The 20,918-nt window shown below is 69.7% G+C and carries 21 protein-coding genes, 1 tRNA gene and 1 pseudogene; 7 read left to right on the plus strand and 16 right to left on the minus strand.

Features of this window, described 5'->3' with window-relative positions:
- Nucleotides 1-2: 2 nt before the first annotated feature.
- Nucleotides 3-1,406: an MFS transporter gene (locus ACZ6S0_RS19460; RefSeq protein WP_465919233.1), complete on the plus strand. Its 1,404-nt coding sequence runs from the start codon at nt 3-5 to the stop codon at nt 1,404-1,406.
- On the opposite strand, the gene ACZ6S0_RS19465 is transcribed toward ACZ6S0_RS19460, so the two are convergent.
- Entirely contained in the window at nt 1,384-1,740 is a 357-nt protein-coding gene (locus ACZ6S0_RS19465; RefSeq protein WP_043630385.1) for a DUF742 domain-containing protein, read from the minus strand. The two genes, ACZ6S0_RS19460 and ACZ6S0_RS19465, sit on opposite strands and share 23 nt — an antisense overlap.
- Entirely contained in the window at nt 1,733-3,631 is a 1,899-nt protein-coding gene (locus tag ACZ6S0_RS19470) for a sensor histidine kinase (RefSeq protein ID WP_465919239.1), read from the minus strand. The genes ACZ6S0_RS19465 and ACZ6S0_RS19470 overlap by 8 nt, the downstream gene beginning before the upstream one ends.
- A gap of 173 nt (nt 3,632-3,804) precedes the next feature.
- Here ACZ6S0_RS19470 and ACZ6S0_RS19475 point away from each other — a divergent pair, with 173 nt between their 5' ends.
- Nucleotides 3,805-5,364 (plus strand): ABC transporter substrate-binding protein, encoded by a 1,560-nt coding sequence (locus ACZ6S0_RS19475; protein ID WP_465919242.1) that lies wholly within the window; start codon nt 3,805-3,807, stop codon nt 5,362-5,364.
- An 83-nt stretch (nt 5,365-5,447) separates the two neighbouring features.
- On the opposite strand, the gene ACZ6S0_RS19480 is transcribed toward ACZ6S0_RS19475, so the two are convergent.
- Entirely contained in the window at nt 5,448-5,627 is a 180-nt protein-coding gene (locus tag ACZ6S0_RS19480) for a hypothetical protein (protein ID WP_465919323.1), read from the minus strand.
- Between the two features lie 21 nt (nt 5,628-5,648).
- On the opposite strand from ACZ6S0_RS19480, the gene ACZ6S0_RS19485 reads away from it, so the two are divergent.
- The 3 genes from ACZ6S0_RS19485 (at nt 5,649) to ACZ6S0_RS19495 (ending at nt 7,482) form a co-directional block, all read left to right on the plus strand.
- The gene (locus ACZ6S0_RS19485; RefSeq protein ID WP_465919314.1) at nt 5,649-6,275 is read left to right on the plus strand and encodes a hypothetical protein; all 627 of its coding nucleotides are present in this window, start codon (nt 5,649-5,651) and stop codon (nt 6,273-6,275) included.
- A gap of 82 nt (nt 6,276-6,357) precedes the next feature.
- On the plus strand, nt 6,358-7,155 hold the full coding sequence (locus tag ACZ6S0_RS19490) for an exodeoxyribonuclease III (RefSeq protein WP_465919244.1): 798 nt from the start codon (nt 6,358-6,360) through the stop codon (nt 7,153-7,155).
- 93 nt (nt 7,156-7,248) lie between these two features.
- Nucleotides 7,249-7,482, plus strand: coding sequence for a hypothetical protein (locus tag ACZ6S0_RS19495; RefSeq protein WP_465919247.1), 234 nt, complete (start codon nt 7,249-7,251; stop codon nt 7,480-7,482).
- Between the two features lie 134 nt (nt 7,483-7,616).
- Here the strand turns inward: ACZ6S0_RS19495 and ACZ6S0_RS19500 are convergent, their stop codons facing one another.
- Both ACZ6S0_RS19500 and ACZ6S0_RS19505 read right to left on the minus strand, forming a co-directional pair.
- Nucleotides 7,617-8,555 carry a cobalamin biosynthesis protein gene (locus ACZ6S0_RS19500; RefSeq protein ID WP_465919250.1) on the minus strand — a complete coding sequence of 313 codons (939 nt, stop codon included), beginning with the start codon at nt 8,553-8,555 and terminating at the stop codon, nt 7,617-7,619.
- A complete protein-coding gene (locus ACZ6S0_RS19505; protein WP_465919252.1) occupies nt 8,539-9,285 on the minus strand; it encodes an aminoglycoside phosphotransferase family protein in 747 nt (248 codons plus the stop codon). The genes ACZ6S0_RS19500 and ACZ6S0_RS19505 overlap by 17 nt, the downstream gene beginning before the upstream one ends.
- Before the next feature lie 477 nt (nt 9,286-9,762).
- Here ACZ6S0_RS19505 and ACZ6S0_RS19510 point away from each other — a divergent pair, with 477 nt between their 5' ends.
- Nucleotides 9,763-9,951 carry a hypothetical protein gene (locus ACZ6S0_RS19510; protein WP_465919253.1) on the plus strand — a complete coding sequence of 63 codons (189 nt, stop codon included), beginning with the start codon at nt 9,763-9,765 and terminating at the stop codon, nt 9,949-9,951.
- Between the two features lie 54 nt (nt 9,952-10,005).
- Nucleotides 10,006-10,079: transfer RNA gene (locus ACZ6S0_RS19515), tRNA-Arg, on the plus strand.
- Nucleotides 10,080-10,085: 6 nt separating this feature from the next.
- Here ACZ6S0_RS19515 and ACZ6S0_RS19520 read toward each other — a convergent pair.
- The 11 genes and pseudogenes from ACZ6S0_RS19520 to ACZ6S0_RS19570 form a co-directional block, all read right to left on the minus strand.
- Nucleotides 10,086-10,616: a tyrosine-type recombinase/integrase gene (locus ACZ6S0_RS19520; protein ID WP_465919255.1), complete on the minus strand. Its 531-nt coding sequence runs from the start codon at nt 10,614-10,616 to the stop codon at nt 10,086-10,088.
- Between the two features lie 245 nt (nt 10,617-10,861).
- The gene (locus ACZ6S0_RS19525; protein WP_465919257.1) at nt 10,862-11,014 is read right to left on the minus strand and encodes a hypothetical protein; all 153 of its coding nucleotides are present in this window, start codon (nt 11,012-11,014) and stop codon (nt 10,862-10,864) included.
- Between the two features lie 887 nt (nt 11,015-11,901).
- Nucleotides 11,902-13,224, minus strand: coding sequence for an MFS transporter (locus ACZ6S0_RS19530; protein WP_465919259.1), 1,323 nt, complete (start codon nt 13,222-13,224; stop codon nt 11,902-11,904).
- A 63-nt stretch (nt 13,225-13,287) separates the two neighbouring features.
- The gene (locus ACZ6S0_RS19535; protein WP_465919315.1) at nt 13,288-13,578 is read right to left on the minus strand and encodes an ArsR/SmtB family transcription factor; all 291 of its coding nucleotides are present in this window, start codon (nt 13,576-13,578) and stop codon (nt 13,288-13,290) included.
- 260 nt (nt 13,579-13,838) lie between these two features.
- Nucleotides 13,839-15,278 carry a SulP family inorganic anion transporter gene (locus ACZ6S0_RS19540; protein WP_465919262.1) on the minus strand — a complete coding sequence of 480 codons (1,440 nt, stop codon included), beginning with the start codon at nt 15,276-15,278 and terminating at the stop codon, nt 13,839-13,841.
- A 41-nt stretch (nt 15,279-15,319) separates the two neighbouring features.
- Nucleotides 15,320-15,910, minus strand: a complete 591-nt coding sequence (locus tag ACZ6S0_RS19545; RefSeq protein ID WP_465919263.1) for a carbonic anhydrase — start codon at nt 15,908-15,910, stop codon at nt 15,320-15,322.
- A 192-nt stretch (nt 15,911-16,102) separates the two neighbouring features.
- The gene (locus ACZ6S0_RS19550; protein WP_465919266.1) at nt 16,103-16,465 is read right to left on the minus strand and encodes a hypothetical protein; all 363 of its coding nucleotides are present in this window, start codon (nt 16,463-16,465) and stop codon (nt 16,103-16,105) included.
- Between the two features lie 202 nt (nt 16,466-16,667).
- Nucleotides 16,668-16,898 carry a hypothetical protein gene (locus ACZ6S0_RS19555; RefSeq protein WP_465919269.1) on the minus strand — a complete coding sequence of 77 codons (231 nt, stop codon included), beginning with the start codon at nt 16,896-16,898 and terminating at the stop codon, nt 16,668-16,670.
- 174 nt (nt 16,899-17,072) lie between these two features.
- Complete coding sequence (locus ACZ6S0_RS19560) at nt 17,073-18,644, minus strand: SMI1/KNR4 family protein (RefSeq protein ID WP_465919271.1); 1,572 nt, start codon at nt 18,642-18,644, stop codon at nt 17,073-17,075.
- Between the two features lie 395 nt (nt 18,645-19,039).
- On the minus strand, nt 19,040-19,597 hold the full coding sequence (locus tag ACZ6S0_RS19565) for an RICIN domain-containing protein (RefSeq protein ID WP_465919274.1): 558 nt from the start codon (nt 19,595-19,597) through the stop codon (nt 19,040-19,042).
- 1,180 nt (nt 19,598-20,777) lie between these two features.
- Nucleotides 20,778-20,918: pseudogene (locus tag ACZ6S0_RS19570) on the minus strand (IS982 family transposase); the annotation flags it as partial.

Genomic DNA, 20,918 nt, shown 5'->3' on the forward strand with positions numbered 1-20,918 from the left:
ACATGGCGACACTCGTCGCGCCCGCGTCGCGGGAGACGTCGATCAGGAATCCCTGGCCGGCGGTGATCTCGCTGGCCTTCGCCGCGTCCATCGCCGCCTTGCAGAACACCGCCGTCGTGCCGTTGCTCCCGGTGCTGCAACGGGAGCTGAACGCCTCGCTGGCCGCCGTGACCTGGACCCTGACGTTGAGCCTCCTGGTGGGCGCGGTGTCCACGCCGTTGTTGTCGCGCTTCGGCGACATGTACGGCAGACGCCGCATGATCCTCGGCGCCCTGGGCCTGCTGGTGATCGGCTCGGTCATGGCCGCGCTGGCGACCTCGCTGACCTGGCTGATCGTGGCACGGGTGCTCCAGGGTCTCGTGACCGCGCTGGTCCCCTTGTCGATCGGGGTCGTCCGTGACCTGCTGCCCAGGAACCAGCTCGCGACCGGCATCGGCGTGCTGAGCGCGACGATGGGCTTCGGCAGCGGCGGCGGCATGATCCTGGCCGGGCTCGCGTCCGGGGACTTCCACCTGGTCTTCTGGATCACCGGCGGTGTCTCGCTGGTGGCCGCGATCATCGTGGCGTTCCTCGTACGCGACGTGGCCCCGCCGCTCAGAGGGCGTCCCGACCTGCTCGGGGCCGCGCTGCTGGCCGCGTGGCTGGTCGCGCTCCTGCTGGCCGTCAGCGAGGGCGGCTCCTGGGGCTGGACCTCGCCGGGCGTGCTCGGGCTCTTCGCGGCAGCCGTGGTGCTGGCGGGCCTGTGGGTGCTGGTCGAGCGCAGGGTGGCCGAGCCGCTGGTGGACATGGCGATGCTGGTGCACAGGGGCACGGTGGGCGCCACGGTGTCCTCGGCCCTGCTCGGGTTCTCGTTCTTCACGCTGATGACCGGCATGTCCAGCTTTGCCCAGGCGCCCGAACAGGCCGGCGGTTTCGCCGCCACGACCCTGGAGGTCGGGTTCTACCTGCTGCCGAGCACCCTGTTCATGCTCGTGATCTCACTCTTCGCGGGCCGGATCATGCGCCGCCTGCCGGCGTCGACCATGGTGGCGGCGGGTGCGGCGGTCACCGCCCTGGCCGCGCTCTGGCTGGTGGTCGCGAACGAGTCCTCCGCGCACCTGTACGTGGCGTCCTCGCTCATGGGGGTCGGCCTGGGCATCGGCTACGCGGCGCTGGGCACCATGGCCGTCGAGCACGTCGCCCCGGAGAGGACCGCCGTGGCGGCGGGGGTGAACGCGCTCGTCCGCATCGTGGGGGGCAGCGTGTCCGGCGCCGCGATCGCGGCGATCCTGGCGGCCCTGCCGGGCGCCGGCGGCTACCAGTGGGTCTTCGGGGCAGCCGCCGGGGCGGGCGTCGTCGCGGCGCTGTTCGCGGCCGGGTACGGATACCTCAACCGCGCGGCGGTCACAGGGCCTTCAGCCCACTGATCACCTCGAGCAGCACCTTGGCGTCCGGGGCGGGCGGCGGCAGCTCGACCTGCACGAGTTGCTGGGCGTGCAGGTCGCCGACCAGCACCCGGACCACGCCGATGGGCAGGTTCAGCTCGGCCGCCACGTCCACCAGGCGGGTGGGCTGGGTGCACTTCTGCAGGATGATCAGGTGCTCGGGGTCCAGGCCGCGCGGCGGCGTCAGGCCGCCGGCCGTGATGATCACCGCGATGAGGTCGATGGCCTCGCTCGCGGGCACCGTCCGGCCCCTGGTCAGCAGGTAGGCGGGGACGATCGGACCGGCGTCCTCGTCCAGCCAGCGCTCTTCAGTCACTTCGCACCACCCGCATGGGACGGGCGGGCTCCTTCTCAGGAGCCGTCTGGGGAGCTTCGGGCTCGGGTTCGGCCACGTGCTCTTCCGGGATCAACACGATCGCGGTGGTCCCTCCATATGGTGAACCGCGCAATGTCACGCGGATGTCGTGCCTGGCGGCCAGGCGTGAGACGACGAAGAGGCCGAGCCTGTCGCTGTCGGCCAGGTCGAACTCCGGCGGGCTGGCCAGCCGCTCGTTGTACTCGGCCAGCTCCTCTGCGCTCATCCCGAACCCCCGGTCCTCGACCTCGAAGGCGAATCCCCTGGCCGCCGCCTCGCCACGCACGATGACCGAGGTGTGCGGGGGGGAGTAGACGGTGGAGTTCTCGATCAGTTCGGCGATGAGGTGGATCACGTCACCGACGACCGGTCCGGCCAGGCGCTGGCCGGACATCGGCTCGATGACCACCCGCTGGTAGTCCTCCACCTCGGCCGCCGCGCCGCGGGCCACGTCCAGCAGCGGCACCGGACGGCTCCAGCCGCGCCCCGGTGTGGCGCCCGACAGGATGATCAGGCCCTCGGCGTGGCGGCGCATGCGGGTGGTGAGGTGGTCGAGCTTGAACAGGTCGTCGAGCTGCTCCGGGTCGGTGGTCCGGTGCTGCATGTCGGCGAGCTGGATGCGCTGGCGGTGCAGCAGTCGCTGGCTGCGCCTGGCCAGGTTGCGGAAGACATGGCCGACGCCCTCGCTGAGCTGCGCCTGCCCGACCGCCGCCTCGACCGCGGTCTGCTGGACGGTGGAGAACGCCTGGCCCACGTCGTCGATCTCGACCGTGGTGCCGGCCACCGACAGCTCCGGCATCTCCACCGTCTCGCCCTTGCGCAGCTTGGCCACCACGTGCGGCAGCCGTTCCTGGGCCACCTCCAGCGCGGCCAGGCGCAGCGTGCCGAGCTCCTTGGACAGCCGGTTGCCCATCCGCAACGAGAACGCGATCGACACGATCACCAGCGCCAGTGCCGTGCCCGCCAGCAGGAACGCCCGCCACAGCACCTGGTCGGCGATCGGTTCGGCCCGCTCGTTCAACGTGGTGCTGGCCCGCATCAGGGCCGTCTGGAACGACTGGGCCAGCCCTTCGGTGGTGGCGAGCCAGGTCACCGGGGTGCCGCCGGCGATGATCTGGTCCTCCATCATCCGCATCCGCTGGTAGGCGGCGGAGGTGATGAGCGCGACCTGGGGATCGCGCAGGACCGGGTCGAGCTCGGCCAGGGACTGGTCCATCAGGAAGCGCCGGTTGCCGGCGATCTGCGTGAACAGCCTGCGCTCGTCGCGGTTGACCACGCCGAGCCCGATGGCCTGCTCCCTGGTCAGCAACTCCTTGGCGTAGCTCATCTCGATGACCACGCGCGACTGCTCGTAGATCGGGATGTCGTCGATCAGCGCGACCCGGCGGTGCAGGCCGAACAGCGCGTCGATGATCGAGTTGTACGCCTCCACGGTGTTCAGCCGGTCGGACAGGCCCGTGTCGATCTCACCTCGGATCGCATCGAGCCTGTCGGTCGCCTTGTACACCGCGTCCACCTGTGTGCTGATATCTGCGGATCTGTCCTTGGAGTCGCCGGAGAGCTGCCGGAACGTGTCACTGGCGGCGTTGGTGCGGTTCCGCTGCGCGGTCACCGTGGTCTTGGTCGTCGAGTTCCTCAGGAGCTGGGCCGAGACCAGCCGCTCACGCTGGAGCTCGTCGATCAGTTCGTACGCGGGAAGACGGAGGTTCGTCCAGACTGTCTTGTATTGGCGCAGCTCCAAGCTCTCGCTCGCGGTGACGGCGGTGATGACCCCCCACAACACCACCATGGAGGTCAGCGGCACCAGCAGTAGGCCGATGATCTTCATGCGGATCGTTCGGCTACGACCCATGGCACCTCACTCCGGTCGGTCCCCTGCTGGCAACCCCGGACGGGACAAGCCCCGAGAATAGCAATTCGATCACCAGAATGCCCAATTTTTCGGGACTTTTGGACACGATGGACACCCGGATCGTGATCTTGGAGTAGGTTTCCCCGAGTACATCGGTCACAGAGGGAGATGCGTTGCGCCGTCGACTCGCAGCGGCCGCCGCGCTGGTCCTCCTCGCGGCCTGCTCGGCACCTCCGGAGCCACCGCGGGCACCGTCGGGGGAGGCGCCGTTCGTCTACGTCAAGAACACCGACGTCATCACCGAGTGGGACCCCAGCCGCTCCTACTCCAACGAGATCATCGCCTTCCAGAACGTCTACGAGACCCTCACCCTCTGGAACCCCGTCACCAAGAAGTCGGCGCCCCGGCTGGCCACGTCGTGGCGGTCGTCGGCCGACGGCCGGACGTGGACCTTCACGCTGCGCTCCGGCGTCACCTTCCACACCGGCAGGACGCTGGACGCCGAGGCGGTCAAGGCGTCGATCGAACGCACCATGAAGGCCAAGACCGGGGCCTCCTACATCTGGGACGCCGTCTCCGCCATCAGGGTCGAGGGGCCGCTCGCGGTGACGTTCGCGCTGAAGTACCCGGTGCCGCTGGACCTGGTGGCCTCCGCCGGGTACGCGGCCTACATCTACGACACCAAGGCCGCGCCCGACCTCGCCAAATGGTTCCAGCAGGGCCGTGACGCGGGCTCGGGGCCGTACACGGTGGCGAAGTGGAACAAGGGCAAGGAGGACGAACTCACCCTGTCGGCGTACGAAGGGTACTGGGACGGGTGGGAACGGCCGCACTACAACACGATCAAGTACCGGGCCGTGCCCGACCCCGAGCGGGCGTACCGGATGTTGCAGCGCGGCGAGGCGACCTTCGTGGACCGGCTCGACCCCGAGCTGTTCGCGCAGGCCGAGGCCGCGCCGGGGCTGCGCACGTCCGACCGGCCCTCGTTCACCACGGCGATGATGCTGTTCAACACCGCAGAAGGCCCGATGAAGGACATTCGGGTACGCAAGGCGGTGCAGAAGGCCCTCGACTACCAGGGCGTCGTGCAGGCGCTCAAGGGCTCGGTCATGCCGGCCAGCGGCGTCATCCCCGAGGGACTCCTGGGCCACGTGCCCGCCCGCATGCCCGAGCAGGACGTGGCCACCGCCACCCGCCTGCTCCAACAGGCCGGGTACGGCCCCGGCGGCACGCCGCTGCGGCTGCGACTGACCTACGGCGAGGGCGAGGCCGACGAGCAGGTGCTCGTCAGACGGCTACGCGCCGCGCTGCAGCCGCTCAACATCACCCTCGAAGCCCGGGGCATGAACTGGAACGCGCAGTGGGAGCTGGGCAAACAGCGAGGCCAGGACATCTTCGTCATGTACTGGTGGCCCGATTACGCCGACGGCTACTCCTACTTCGGGCAGGTCTTCCGCAGTGCCAATCCGCCGGTCATGAACCTGTCGTACCTGAACGACCCGCGGCTCGACGCCATGCTCGACACCGTGCCCGAACTGACGGTGACCGACAAGCTCGCGGCGCAGCGGGTGTACGAGCAGGCCACGACCTGGGTGCTCGACCAGCGGGCGGCCGCGGCGATGCCGTGGGTGGTCAGGTCGCGGCGGGCGTACCTGGGCGGGGTGCAGGGCTACGACGAGAACCCGGCCTACCCCGACGTGGTCTTCGTCTACGACCTGCGCCCCTCCGGCTGAGCTTCGCCCGGTCACGGTCGCCGGTCCTCCGGCTGAGCTTCACCTGGTCACGGTCGCCGGTCCTCTGGCTGAGCTTCACCTGGTCACGGTCGCAGGTCCTCGGGTTGATGAGGCCCGGGGCGGGCCTCCGCCCGCTCGCGCAGCCGCGCCCTGATCTCCTCGGGCGTGTAGGCGCGCCGCCGCCGCTCGGCACGGGCGATCACCACTCCCGTGGCCGCGACACCCATGATCCCGGCCAGGCCCAGCATCTTCCACCACCGCATGATGCCTAGGCTAGCCCTGTGCTGACTCTCGACGAGGCCGTCAGGGTGACGCGGACCGGCGACCTGTGGATCTTCCGCGGGCGGTCCGTGCCCGACCGCGCCATCCAGACGATGACCAACAGCCCGGTCAACCACGTCGGCATGGCCGTCGTCATCGAGGACCTGCCACCCATGATGTGGCACGCCGAACTGGGCAAGTCACTGCTCGACCTGTGGTCGGGCACCCATCACCGCGGCGTGCAACTGCACGACCTGCGCGACGCGGTGACCGTATGGGCCGACAGGTACGACCAGCGCGCCTGGCTGCGCCAACTCGACCCCGAGGTCACGCCCGAGATGGAGGACGCCGCCCTGCGCACGGTCGCCAGGCTCGACGGCACCCCGTTCCCCTCCACCGCCAGGCTGGCCGCCCGCTGGGCCAAGGGCCGCGTCCCGCGCCGCCGCCCTACGGACCAGACGCTGGAGAGCGCCTACTGCGCCGAGGTCGTGGCCGTCACCTACGAGGCGATGGGGCTCCTGCCCGCCGGACGCCGGCCGAACTGGTACGACCCCGGCAGGTTCTGGAGCGGCGACGACCTCGAACTGCTCCTGGGGCACAGGCTCGGCAACGAGATCACGGTGGGGGTCGAGCGCACCCGGCGGTCCTGACGGCGCCGGTCGGCTCGGTCCTGCCGCTCCGCGGCTGGGGCGCCGCCCTCCTCGATGGCGTACGAGGTGGCAGGCTGGTGAGATGCGCCTGGCTACCTGGAACGTGAACTCGGTCAAGGCACGGCTGCCCCGCCTGCTCGAGTGGCTGGCGGAGGTCGAGCCCGACGTCGTCTGCCTGCAGGAGACGAAGTGCCCGGCGCAGGCGTTCCCGGTGGCGGAGGTGGGCGCGCTCGGATACGCCGTCGCGGCCCACGGCGACGGCCGCTGGAACGGCGTGGCGCTGCTGTCCAAGGCCGGGCTGTCCGACGCGACCCTGGGCTTCCCCGGCGAGCCGGGCTTCGACGAGATCGACGGCGTCGGCACGGCCCGGCCCGAGGCCCGCGCCGTCGGCGCCACCTGCGGCGGGATCCGGGTGTGGTCCCTCTACGCGCCCAACGGCCGCGCGGTCGGCTCACCTCACTACGCGTACAAGCTGGCCTGGTTCGCCGCGCTCAAGGACGCGCTCGGCGCGGAGCTGGCGACCGGGCCGCTGGTGGCCTGCGGCGACTTCAACGTGGCGCCCACCGACGCCGACGTGTGGGACCCCGCCGTGTTCGTCGGCGCGACCCACGTCACGCCCGCCGAACGGCAGGCCCTGGCCGGCCTGCGCGAACTGGGACTGGTGGACGTGGTGCCGACGCCGATGAAGGGGCCGCATCCGTTCACGTACTGGGATTATCGGGCCGGGATGTTCCACCAGGACAAGGGCATGCGCATCGACCTGGTCTACGCCGGGGCGGACGTGGCCGGGCGGGTGCGGTCGGCGTACGTGGATCGTGAGGCCCGCAAGGGGAAGGGGCCGTCCGACCACGCGCCGATCGTGGTCGATCTGGAGCAGTGATTTGCGTCACAAAACCGCTGTCACATGAGTATTCTGTGTTCTCAAATGTTTTCGGGGGGATCAGGGAGCTTCAAGGACCACAGGGGGATCTCCGTGGAACCTGCAGACGGTCGCGTCATTCTCTTCATCCTCATCGGGATCGCCGTGTTCTTCCTCGGCCGCCGCTTCCAGGCCATGATCATCATGCGTCAGGTGTGGAAGCAGAGTGCCCGGCAGGTCACGGCCAGGAAGGAAGTCGCGCACAGCGCGGCGAAGGCGCTGATCTCCATCACGTTGATCGCGGTGTTCGTGATCTGGCTCGTCCTCAACCTCAACCGAATGATGTGAGAACCTCGGCGTCATCAACCGCCGATCCCGACCTGAGCCGGGCCGTGGGCGACCGCTTGGGCGCCGGGGGCTCCCAAGCGCCAAACGGGTGAGCCCGGCGCGGTTCGTTTGGGCGGTCCCCGTCGTCACTCTCGTCATCTGGTGAGCAGGCGGCGCAGGGCCCAGGCCGTGGCCACCGCCGCGCCCGCGGCTGCCAGGCTCACCGCCCGCGTCAGACGTACGGCGCGGCGGATGTCCCCGACCTCCGGGCTGGGCCCGTCGCCCATCGTGGGCCGCTCCTCGGTCCTGCCCTCGTACACGTTCTCGCCGCCTAGCGTCACGCCCAGCGCACCGGCGAACGCGGCTTCGCACCGGCCGGAGTTCGGGCTGGGGTGGCGGTGCCCGTCCCTGCTCAGCATGGCCCGAGCCCTGGCCGGGTCCGGCGCGGTCAGCACGGTGAGCACGCCGGTGAGCCGCGCGGGCACGTAGTTGGCCACGTCGTCCAGTCGGGCGGCGGCCCAGCCGAACCGCTCGTAGCGGGGGGAGCGGTGCCCGATCATGGCGTCCAACGTGTTGACCGCCCGGTACGCCAGCAGCCCAGGCACCCCCGCCACCGCCCCCCAGAACAGCGGCGCCACGACGGCGTCGGAGGTGTTCTCGGCCAGCGACTCGACCGTGGCCCGCGCCAGTTCGGGGGCGTCCAGATGACGCGGATCGCGTCCGCAGAGGTGGGGGAGCCGGGCCCTGGCCCGCGGAACGTCGTCGCCCTCCAGCGCGTCGGCCATGTGGATTCCCTCGCGGGCGAGCGTCGTACCCCCGAGCACGGCCCAGGTGGCCACGGCGGTGACCCCCGTACGGAGGACGGGGTGCGGGGCCAGGCGCACGGCCAGGACGCCCAGCGCCGTCGCGCCGCCGACGCACACGGCGACGTGCAGCGCGCCACGCGCCCGGTCGTCGGCGTACAGGGACTTCTCCAGCCGTCCCGCGACACGCCCGAACAGCGCGACGGGATGAGCGGGGCTCTGCGGGTCGGCGAGGAGCCGGTCGAGGGCCACGCCGAGCGCGAGCCCCAGAGGATCACACCAAATGGGCATGAAGCTCATCTTCGTGTACATCCAGCCAGGCCGTGGCACGGCGGATGCGCTCACCGGCGCCGCCCGCCCACATCTTCGCCCAGTTGCCACCGGTGGCGGCGCGGGTGCGCATGACGGCGTAGGAGCGGTGGAAGCGGAGCCGAGCCAGATCGAGGAGGCGACGGCGCTCGCGGGGCTCGACCCCGTACGCGTCGCAGAACAGGCGCAGCCGGGCACCGACGTCCACGGTGCGCAGGAGCGGGGCACGGTCGACGGGGTCGGCGAGAGGAGCCCAGTGGCGAAGCGTCGTGACGACGTCGAACAGCCTGGTGGTGGGCCGGGCGAGGTCGAAGTCGATCAGCGCGTACGGGGTCGCCGGGCCGCCCTCGCGGAACACCACGTTCTCCAGGGTCACGTCACAATGCCCGATCACTTCGGGGGCTCTGTCGTCGTTCGACCCGCCGTCCCAACCTCTGCCCGACAGCGGGAAACCGGTGGTCGCGTCGTGAAACCGCCGCACCAACCCCGCCAGCCCGGCCAGCGCCTCATCGGTCACGCTTTCGAGCCGCAGGCCCGTCCTGCCGGGGAGGTAGGTGAGCATCTCGCGACCCAGCCCGTCCATGCCCACCACCCTGGGCGCCCCGTCGAACCCGACGGTCTCCAGGTGTCTCAGCAGGGCATGCACGGCGGGCGTCGACGTACTGACCGGTCTGCGCACGGTGTCTCCGACGCGCACCACTCCGTCTGTCACGTCCCCGCCCTGCAGGGGAACTTCATGCAGGAGCGTCGCGACCATGCCAAGACAGCTTAGACCCCTTCCACCCCACCCCGCGCCGCCTTTCCCACCCCCTCGGACCCTGTTCGGATATCCGGCCGCAGGGGCTCCCAGCCGCCTGAGTATGCCCGGCGCCCAATCCCGGACCAAGCCCCTCCAACCACACGGGCCAAGACCGCCACCGGGCGCGCCCACCGCAGAGCGAGGGCCCAGCCCGCTACCGTGCTCCTAGCCGACCGACCTGGAGCCGCGCACCGATGCAGACGGCGATCCCCGTGCCCGTCCCGCTGCCGGCGTCCCCTCATGACGCTCCTCGGCGAACTGGTCGCGCATCGCATCAGTTCGCTGGGCGACGCCCATGGCGTCCGGATCTCCGCAGCCGGTGCGACGCTCCGGCCGGCCTGCCCCCGCCCAGCTCCACCTGCACGGCGTACCGGTGCCCCTGGGGTCTACGTGGCGGAGCGTTCAGCGCCGGCACACGACGCCCACGAGGCCGACTGCGCTGCCTCGCTGGACCTGTACCTGGCCACCTCCGGCACCCTCCCAGAAGCCCACACCCCCCGCCACACCGCTGGCTGGACGCTCACGACCGGCGTGCCGGAAGCCCTGTTCATGTGGGGTGTGATCGGGTTGACAGACTGACACGGCGAAAACGTGTGCGTGACATGTCGCCGGATCATGCACAATAAGGCGGGAGCGCCCTTAGCTCAGCTGGATAGAGCACCGGACTTCTAATCCGACGGTCGCAGGTTCGAATCCTGCAGGGCGCGCTTTGATCATAGCTTTGACCTGCGGTTCCGGGAAAGCCCAGAATCCGATGACCCTTTAGAGCGGGCCGGGGGGACCGAAGGGAGACCTTCAGTTTGGGACGGTTCGCCCACCGCGACCGCGCGAGGTACCAAGGAGACGCTCGCTTCGGCTGCTGCGCGCGCCAGCTCCGGTAGCACGTTCGTGTGGGTGTCCGACGTGATTGCCAGAGATGAGTGCCGCAGCATCTCCGACGTCGTCTTCATGTCATTGCCCGCCGCGAGGCTCAGTGTGGCGGCGCCGTGACGGAGGTCGTGCAGCCGGATCGGCGGCAGCCCGGCCGCGAACGCCAGCCGCTCGAAGTGCTCGCTCACCCAGTCCGGTTTCAGCTCGGCGCCGTCCGCTCGGGTGAAGATGCGGCCTGTCTCCGTCCACGAGCCGCCCCACGCCGACCGCTCTTCCTCCTGGCTCTTACGGTGCAGTTCCAGCACGTCCAGCGTGGCCCTGCCGAGCGCGACCGACGCGTCGCTCGACTCCGTCTTCGGCTGAGCCTCCTTCACCCTGCGATCCACGATCGCTTGGCCACCGACAGCACGCCGTCGTCGAAGTCGAGATCGACCGGCCCGACCGCAAGACCCGCCGCTTCCAGGGCAAGTCCGACCGATCGACGCCATCGCCGCCGCCAAGGCCGCTCTGGCCGGCGACCGGACCGGCCAGGAGCTGTTCGCCGACGACGAGTACGGCGAGGAGGCCGCCAAGTACGCCACCGCGATCATCAAGCGCGGTCCCGCCCTGGGCATCATCCTCATCCTGGCCACCAGCGCCCGGACAAGGACACCCTGACCAAGGCCATCTCGGCGGACGCGGGCATCAGGATCTTCCTGCGGGTGATGGGCCGATAGGAGAACGACATGATCCTCGGCACCGGCATGCACCAGACCGGGGTCAAGGCCACCATGTTCACCCTCATTCCGGCCGGACGCGTACGGCCAGTGGGCGGACCTGGAGGAACCGCTACCTTGACCGCCCGCCTGAAGGAGTACGGAGTCAAGACAGACGACACCTGGGGCCGCGACAGCGCCGGTACGGCCGCAATCGAAAGGGCTTCAACCGCGCCGACTGGCCACGCCGCTCTCACCGGCCACCACGCCCAAGGCCGGGTGCATGTGCGGACGGCTGGCTCGTATCCGGCCGCCCGGCTGGAGCCTGTCGTGGAGGAGGCGCTGGCCGAGATCGGGCTGGACACCTCGGACGACACCCGGACGAGTTCCCCAAGCCGCTCACCGATGACGTGGTCCGGGCCACCGACGTCATCACCATGGGCTGTGGCGACGCCTGCCTGGTCTACGTGGGCAAGCGCTACTTGGACTGGGATCTGCCTGACCCGGCCGGAAAGAGCCTGGCTGAGGTGCGCGGGATTCGCGAGGTGGTTGACGCCCGCGTGCGTGATCTTTTGGATGAGCTCACCCCGCGGCACCAGCGCGCAGTCCCCGGGGATGCTCGCGTTGATCACCGTGCTGCAGTAGGTGGAGAACCTGACCGACCGGGCGGCGGGCGACCGCGCCGAGTTGGCGGCTGCAGACGGTGGTGGTGGTTGCGGACGGCCGCTCTTGGGCCCGGCGGCATCAACGCTGAGCGCAGTCAGCCATCCCCGCTTGCCGACGACGATGAGAGGGTGGACCGACGACGCTGAGGAGTCGCGGGTGGTCGACCGGATTCAGCGCTCCGGCCCTGCTGGGCGGCTCAGGATTCGCGCGGGGGCATCGCGCCCTTGACTCTGCGGTTCGACCCTCTCTACCGACACTGCGTCCCGTGACGGCGCTGGGCATGGCACCGCTGTTCAGGTCAGTCCCGCAGCGCCGGCCACCGGGTGTGGAGTTCGTCGATCACGTAGTCGTGGCGGTGGCTCCACCCGTTCGCGTCGACCAGGTGCGGGTGGTCCGTGGGCAGGCCGTCGTGCGTGTGAGCGAGGACCGTTTCGTCGCGCGTCGGCCACAGCCGGACGGCCGCCATGGCGGCGAGGAGTGCTATCGCGCCCATCACGATCGCGGTCACCGTGAGCCCGGCGCCTGCGGCGAGCCAGCCCACGAGGGGGTAGGTGAGCAGCCAGCAGCCGTGTGACAGGGAGAACTGGGCCGCGAAGACCGCGGTCCTGTCGGCGGAGCCCGTGGACCGGCGGATGATCCGGCCGGTCGGGGTGAGGATGACGGAGCCGGCCGCACCGAAGGCGAACCACAGGGTGAGCAGCAGCGGCCAGGACAACGCACCGGGTACGGCCAGCAACGCGAACACGGCCACCGACGCGAAGGCCGCCGTCACCATCGCGGTCCGGTCCTGCACTCGGGCGAGCAGCCGGGGCAGCAGCATCGCGACCACGATCGAGCCGGCCCCGTAGGCGCCCAGCGCCAGCGACATCTGTGCCACCGGAAGCCGTAGGTACTCGCGGACCAGGACGACGGTGGTGACGATCACGGTTGCGCTTGACGCGGCAGCCGCCAGGTCCAGGGCCAGGACGGCACGCAGGCGCGGGGTGGCCAGAAACAGGCGGGTGCCGTGCAGTGCCTTGGCGTAGATTCCGCCCTCCCTCTCGACCGGGGCCGGTTTCGGCAAGATCACCGAGACGACCAGGGCGGCCGATGCGAGGAATCCCACCGCTGTTCCCGTGAACAGCCAGTTGTAGCTGATCAGCGTGAGTAGCGCGGCGGCCAGCGTGGGGCTGAACAGGCTCTCCAGGTCGTAGGCCAGGCGGGACAGTGACAGGGCTTGGGTGTAGTCCCGTTCGTCGGGCAGCACGTCGGGGATGGTCGCCTGGAAGGTCGGTGTGAACGCGGCGGAGGCGGACTGCAGGACGAAGATGAGCAGGTAGACCTGCCATACCTCGGTGACGAAGGGGAGGGCCAGCGCGACCACCGCCCGCGCGACGTCCATGGCCACCATGAGGATGCGCCGCGGGATGCGGTCGGCGAAGGCACTCGCCAAGGGGGCTACGACGACATAGGCGATCATCTTGATCGCGAGCGCGGTTCCCAGCACGGCCGTGGCGTCGGATTTGGCCAGGTCATAAGCGAGCAGGCTGAGCGCGATGGTCGCCAGACCGGTGCCGATCAGGGCGACAACCTGAGCGGTGAACAGGTGGCGGTAGGCGCGGTTGCGCAAGACGGCAAGCATGGCGACGTCCCTCGGGGCCGGGTACGTCGTCAATATATAAGCATATGTGCATGCGTTAAAGGGTCAGTCGTGCCAGGGCATCCCCGAGATCTGGTGGTCGGCGTGGCTGAGACCTTCGAGGACAAGGCGACGCAGGTGCCCGTCACGCAGCGCGTAGATGGCTCGCCTGCCCTCTTTTCGCGGCTCGACAAGCCCGGCCAGCCGCAGTTTCGCCAGGTGCTGACTCACTGTCGGCTGAGAGGCGCCGGTGGCGTGCGCCAGGCTCGTCACGTCCGCTTCGGCGCGGGCGAGCAGCCAGATGAGATGGAGCCGCGTCGGGTCCGCCAGCAGTGCGAAGAGCCGGGCCGCTATCACCAACTGTGACTCTCCAGGAGTCAGCGACTGCGTGTCAGTCGCAGGTGCATGTTTACCGCTTGACTCCATACGCACATCCTAGGAGCAGCCTGCGATGGGAACGAGAGCCGATCCACTCGACGCACCTTGTTCGCGCAGGCCGGCCGACGCGGCTCAGCTCCGGTCTGATGCCGGGTTCTTCGACGGGAGGCCGCCAGTCCAAGCCGTCACCGCGTTCGATTTCGTTGGGACGCGAGCGGCGACGGCTGGGATCGGACGGCTCAGGCCGTGACGAGGATGCGGACCGGTTCGACGCCCTCGCTGTTGTGGCGTTGCGCCCAGGCGGTCAGGGCGGTGCGGCAGGCGTGGTCGAGGTGGCGCAGCTCGGCGAGGTCGAGTTCGATGGGCCTGTCCTTGGGCAACGCCTCCAGCGCGTCGAGCATTTTCGGCAGGCGCAGGAAGGTCGCGTTGCCGCTGATCGCCACCCGGATCGGTCCGCTGTCGCCGGAGGTGACCTGCATCTGCGTGTGAGAGGTCTCCCACGCGGACTTGACGATGGACAAGGCCAGCCCGATGAGCACGCCCTCGAACATGTTCACCGACACGATGGCCAACGCCGTGACGACCAGGATCACCGCCTCCCCGCGGTGCTCCCGCCACAGCTTGGCCAGGTGCCTGATGGGGAGAAGCTTCCAGCCCGCGTGGATGAGAACCCCGGCGAGCGTCGCGACCGGGATAGCGGCCAACGCGAACGGCAGGAACGCCGCGAACAGCAGAAGCCAGATCCCATGCAGCACGCGCGAAGCCTTGGTCCGTGCCCCCGCTTGGACGTTGGCCGAACTCCGTACGATGACCGCGGTCAGCGGCAGGGCGCCGAGCAGGCCTGAGACGGCATTGCCCACGCCCTGGGCCATCAGTTCCTTGTCATAGTCGGTACGCGGCCCGTCGTGCAGGCGATCCACCGCCGCCGCGCTGAACAGGCTCTCGGCCGAGGCGATGAGCAGGAACGCCAGCACGGTGCCCAGCACACCCACCTCGGCCAGCCGGCCGAGGTCGTCCAGCCCGGGCAGCCGGATCGCGTCAAGCAGCCCGGCGACCTCGATCTTCTTGACGGGCAGGCTCAGCAGGGCGGACGCGGCCGTGGCGAGCAGTACGGCGGCCAGCGCACCGGGCAGCATGCGGAGCTTGGCGGGCAGGCGCCGCCACAGCACCATGACCATGATCGTGCCAACCCCGACCCCGAGCGCCGACAGCGCCTGAGCGGAGCCGAGCACGTCCACGAAAAGGCCGGGAAGGCTCGCGATCTTGGCGAGTCCCGCCGCGGGCGCAGGCAGGTCGGCCATCGCGTACAGTTGCCCGGCGATGATGATCAGGCCGATGCCGGCCAGCATGCCCTCCACGACCGCTACGGAGATCGCGCGGAACCACCGTCCCAGCCGCAGTGCGCCCAGTGTGACCTGGAGCAGGCCCGCGGCCAGGACGATCGCGCCGAGGGTGGCCACCCCGTACATCTGGACGGCCTCGTAGACGAGCACGGTCAGCCCCGCGGCCGGACCGCTGACCTGCAGGCTGCTGCCCGGCAACAGCCCGGTGACGATGCCGCCGACGATTCCGGTGATCAGTCCGAGTTCGGCGGGCACCCCCGAGGCGACCGCGACGCCCGCACACAAGGGCAGGGCGATGAGGAAGACCACGAGGGAGGCGGCGAAGTCCTTACGCATCGAAAACCTCATGCGCTTGTCGTTCATGCGACGGGCCGCGCTCACAACGGGAGGAAGTCGCCGAGGTCCGGCCGGTGAGCGAGCACGGAGCCGGTGTGGACCTCATAGAACCAGGCCCGGAGCGACAGTCGCCCATCGGCGAGCCGGGCGGCGACGGCCGGATACTCCCGCAGCCGTTCCAACTGGGCGAGGACATGGGCCTGCACGGCCTGGGCGACGTCCGGCCCGTGGTCGACGGCGGGCGGAGCTTCGGCGTTGCGCAGCAGCCAGTCGCGGACGGAGGGAACGGCGGCCAGGTCCTCTCCCCGCGCCAGCGCCCCCACGGCGCCGCAGTGCGAGTGTCCGCACACCACGATGTCGGACACGCCGAGCACCTGCACCGCGTACTCGATGGTGGCGGCCTCGCCGGACGAGCGGTGCGGCAGGTAGCGGGGGATGATGTTGCCGGCCGTACGCAGCTCGAACAGCTCCCCCGGCCGGGCTCCGGTGAACAGCGAAGGGATCACGCGGGAATCCGAGCAGGTGATGAACAGCGCCTGCGGGGACTGCCCCGCGGCCAGCCGGTCGAACTCAACTCCGCGCTCGGCGGCGCGAGCGTAGAAGGCACGTGCGTGATCGATGAGTGACTGCATGTGAGATGTCTCCTGTGCGCCGTGGTGGCGCGTTCAATGCCTGTGGGGTCTACGGTCTGGGACCGGGCGACTACGGCCTGGGACCAGGTGACGGCAGCAGCGAGCGACCCGGATGGCAGGAACACCAGACGGGTTGAATGGGGCGCTCAGAGTGCCCTCAACCGGTCGCCGATTCGCTCGGCCGACCCCACCTCAGCAGCGAAACACCTGAAGCACCGCAGGCAGCGCCCCGCTGCGTTGCCTGCGCAGCCCGTACGGCGGGCCTTCGGCTTCATTCGCGACGGTGAGCGACTCCACCACGGGCATGATCACTGTGAGCCCGGTGGAACTCTTCACCTCGTGGCACCCGTCACCATGCTGGCGGTCACGGACCCAGACGTGGCTGAACGTCTCCTCCGGCTGCGGGAAGTGCTCGTAATGACCCGTGGCGTTCGCGGCCATCGCAGCCGCGGAGGCGTACGGCTCTCCCGTCGAGGGAGTTCCGTGGGAGAGGAGGAGGACGGCGAGCATGGCCATGGCCAGCGCGACCAGCGCACCCTTGGCCGACCTCGTCACTGCCGCATTCCCCCGATCATCACGGCCCACGTCGTAACCACAGCGGTACGCAACCAGATGGTCACACAATAGTCGACACGACATAAGTCGAAGGGAAAATTGACTAACGGGAGTCAAGTCCCATTGAGGTCATCACACACGACAGTTCGGTGGTTCGCCGTCTTTCATCTGCCCTCCCCTGAGCTGGGCGTTTGCCGGGTGATCAGGCTGCTCTGCGGTACTCGTTGATCAGTCCTTTGACGGTCCTTCGACGGTGGATCCGGGAAGTCATGTCGATCACCATGCTGGGATCGTGCACGGGCGGGCGAAGCGAACGCTCCTGATGCGGGCGATGATGGTTGAAATGGCGCTCGTGCTCGGTCAGGACCTTGCGCAGGTGCCGCTCACCATGGATGAGCAGGTGGTCGGGGCACTCGCGGCGTGGCGTTCCCACGAATCGTTCGGCGAACGCGTTCGCTCGTGGTGACCGGACGGGCGTCTTGATGCCCGCACGCCAGCGGCGGCGAACACCTCATCGGATTCGTCCGTACGCCGACACTCCTCACCTAGCGGCCGACGACGGCTCCCCGGTCCCGGACGCCACGGTCGGGGACGGCGGGGTGAGTGGCTAGTCCTCGTAGCGCCAGTCCAGGCGGCTTTTCTCCACGCCGGGCCGCCAGCCGCGCACTGGCTCCCCCCGTTCCAGGGCGCGGGCGGTGACCTTGAGCAGGGCCAGGTAGGAGGGCCAGATGTCGCTGTCGTCCGTGTGCAGGCCGTTTTCGTTGTGAAAGCTGCCGGTGCGGCCAGTGCGCGGGTCGACGAACATGCTGCCGCCGGTGCCGTCGTAGCCGAAGGGGATCAGGCGGCCGTGCCACCAGTACGGGCTCAGCTCCGGGTCGTCGAGTGTGATGTCGCAGTTCGCCTGCCAGTCGCGCCGCATATCGCGTACCGACATGGAGTTGTAGATCGGTGGGAAGGAGAAGCCCGCGTCGCTCGCCCCGTCGTGGCGCAGCAGCGAGGCCCGCAGGTCGTCGGGGAAGCGCGCGCCCATGGCGGCCTCCGCCCGCGCGATCGCCAGGGGCGTGGCCGGCGGGCGCAGTCCCTTGTACGTGGCAGGCGCGTGCCGGGCGAGCCAGCGCTCGATGCGCCGCCAGGTGGCGTTCACCTCGGCCGTGACGGCGGCCCGCGGGGTGCGCACGACGGGGGCGCGGCGGGCGGGCAGGCAGCCGGTGGCGCGTTTCTCGGCGTCGGTGGGCGGCTGCGGGGTTGGTGTGGGGGTGGGTGTGGGGGTCGGACGCGGTCCGCCCGCGCACCCGCCCGGCAGCGGGGCGGGCTCCGCGGCCCAGCGCAGCTCGCAGCTCCCGGTCACCGTCGGGTACGAGCCGCCCATCGCGCCGCCACCTTCCAGCGCGGCGGCCAGTGCCTCCAGCATCGCCGCGTGGGATGGGAAGCCCATCGGGCCGTCGTAGCGGAGCCGCTCATCGAAGGCGGCCTCGCCCACCCGGCCGGTACGGGGCTCGACGAACAGTTCGTGTCCTGAGGCGTCGGTGCCGGTGGGCAGCAGGCTGCCGTGCCAGGTGCCGTGCTCGGGGTCGGCGTCCGCCAGTTCGCCGGTGATGACGAGGTCGTGGCACTTGCTCGCGTTGATGGAGTCGATGTCGTTGACCCCCAGGAGGCCGTACCCGCCAGGGAGCGGGAAGCCGTCGCCCAGGTTGCCGTCCGCGCCGTCGTGGCGCAGGTAGGAGGCGTACAGGTCGTCGGGCAGGCGGCGGCCCGCGTAGTGCTCCCACTCGGCCAGGCGCTCCGGCTCGGCGCCGAAGCGCAGCTTGCGCAAGGTGGCTGAGGCGTGCGCGCCGAGCCGGCGCTGGATGCGGCTCCACGCCGCGTTGACGCGGGCGGCCACTGCCGGGTCAGGGGTGCGGACGGCGAAGGTGGGCTCGGGGGTCGGCAGTACCTCGCCGAACGTCGGCTCCTGCTGCTCTCCCACGTAGAGCGGCGGGCAGCCGATGGAGCGGGCCTCGGCGGGCGTGAGCATGGCGGCCGCGATGGTGGCGTCGCGCTCGGGGGAGCCGCAGGAGATCGTGTTGCCGACGAAACCGCAGAAGTAACCCTCGTCTTCGAGCAGCGCGTCGGAGGTGAGGCAGCCCAGCAGCAGTACGGCCGCGAGTCCGAGGGTGAGGGGCCGAGGTAAGCCGATCATGGACGCGTACGATACGGCAGCGCGCCGACAGATCGCCTGGGCGCGGCCTCTGGTCTTGGCCCACGTTCTTCGTCGTGGCTCGGGGGCGTCACGGCAAGCTTGGCGGGCGGGTCCATCCTCCTGGCGAGCCGGGTCGTTTTGACATTCGCGGCGGGACTCAGGAGGCTTGCCATGCCTGGTCTGACCGGTGATGCCGTGCCCCTGACCACTCCGGAGCTCACCGCTCTGCTGGAGCGGGCTCCGGGGGTATGGACGGCAATGGCCTGCCTCCTCGCGTGAGGGGGCAGGCCGGGCACGTCAGGGGTGGCTGGAAGGCGGTAGATCGGGCCGGCGGCCGGGGCAGCCCGGATCAGGAGTACGGCGTCTGGGTGCTCAAGGCAGAGCGCGGGGACGTTTCATTGCGTCGCCGGGACGAGGGTCCAACGCTGGGTGTCGGATCCGTTCGCGTGGCGCAGGCGCACGTCGCCCCGCGGCACCACTGGGGGCTCGACGTTCCAGAGCAGGTCATGGCCGGGGACCTTGATGACGTAGGTGCCCTCGCCGGCCGGGGAGATAGACCAGGTGCTGGCGTCGCGGTTGGTGACGACCGGCTCGTTCACCAGTGTCTGCCGTACTGCGGCGTAGCTGTCGAGCATTCTGATCAGGTTGAGGCCGACGTTCTGGATGGTGTACCCGCTGCCGCTCCGTTCGATCTGCCAGAGCTCGAACGGGCCCGGGTTCTCGCGGGTGCTGGAGACGAAGAGTTCCCCGCCGGCGTTGAAGTCCCGCACCGAGCTGTGCGAGGCCACGTTGATGATCTTGTAGGTGCCCGGCTCGAAAGCCGCGGCCGGGGCGCTGTGGGCGGTGGCTGCGGCGGTCAGGCCGGTCATCGCCCAGGAGGCGAGCAGCAGGGTCGTCGCCAGGGTGGTCCTGATGAGACCACGTGTGCCGCGGCCTCGGTGTGTCTTCGACAACACATTCTCCTTGTGCAACTGATCGACTACGGAACGTCAACGTGATGTTCTCAACGCCACCACGATCAGTCACTCTCCGTAAGGACAATGTGACTTTGGGGTATTGAATTCTTATTCGGCAGCCGAGCAGCTTCCCCTGCGGCACTCCGGCTCAGCGCCTGTTCAGCGGGGTGACGTTGGCCCTGGCGCCTTCCAGGCTTTCGCGGAGGATGCTGTTCTCCTCCTCCAACTGGGCATTACGCAGGGTGAGCGACCTGGATGTGGTCGGCGTAGGTGTTCACTGTGTCGGTCGGCTCGCGGATCTCGGGTCGTGCGACGGCAAGGGGCCGCCGGCAGTTCCTTGACCGCAGTGGCAACCGGCGAGCGGTAGTAGGAAGCGCGGGTCGCGTCGGCCTCGACGCAGATGTTGGTGATGTTGACGGTGCCGTCGGTGATCTCGGGCCGGCCGAGCAAGCGCCGTTCGACGCCGGTCATGATCTGCCGGTCGACTTCGGTGAGAGCGTTCGCGGGCCAGGCGCGCGAACGCGGCCTGACGGCAGAATGATCCAGTGCCGCACGTCGATGAACCTGTAGGGCGTCAGAACTCGCGCGCGTGGGTTGATCTGGGGTTTCGCCAGTCGGGTCAGGCGGCTCGGCGGTACTGGTTGATCGCTCCTCCGAGTATCTTGCGGCACTCGGCTCGCGCCGTCCGGATCCAGCGCTCGGCGCAGCAGCAAGCTGGAAGCCAGGCCGCATCAGTTTCCGGTGCACCCGTCGATGGCCCCATCCGGTTTCTCCCGTGCCAAGCGAATGATCAGCTCCCGGATCTCCCGGCTCGTTCCTGGACGCTCCGGCCGGACGCCCGGAGCGCGAGGACACGGTACAGGTCGCGGTCGCCGCCCTGATCACGAAGCGAACCCCCGGTTCACAAGACGGAACCGGGGTTCGAGCGGGACAGGGCTCCAGCAGGTGCCGCGCCCGCCGCAGCCGTTACCGGGTCAGCCAGTGGCCGGGGCTCAGACAGGTCTCCTTCCGCAAGCGCCGGGCGAAGGTATGAGGGCTCGGTGAGGTGCCCCTCGGAATCGGAGATGGTGGCATGCGGCCGGTGCGCGGCTCGGCGTCGGTGCCGGCCTTGGGTGCGATCGCCCTGACCCCGCCCGCCCGCACGCTAGATGATTGATGCCAAGGGGGATGGCTACGGTTAGTGGTCGTAGGCGATCAGGGATCGCTTGATCGGCTGGCCGGTGTTGTCGTTGAGCCAGATCACAGCGGTCAGCGCGAGGATGCGGGTCAGCACTCGGATGATCACGCCGGCATGGGTCCGGCCGCCGTGGCGTTCCAG

It is taken from the genome of Nonomuraea sp. NPDC051298 (assembly GCF_055586305.1).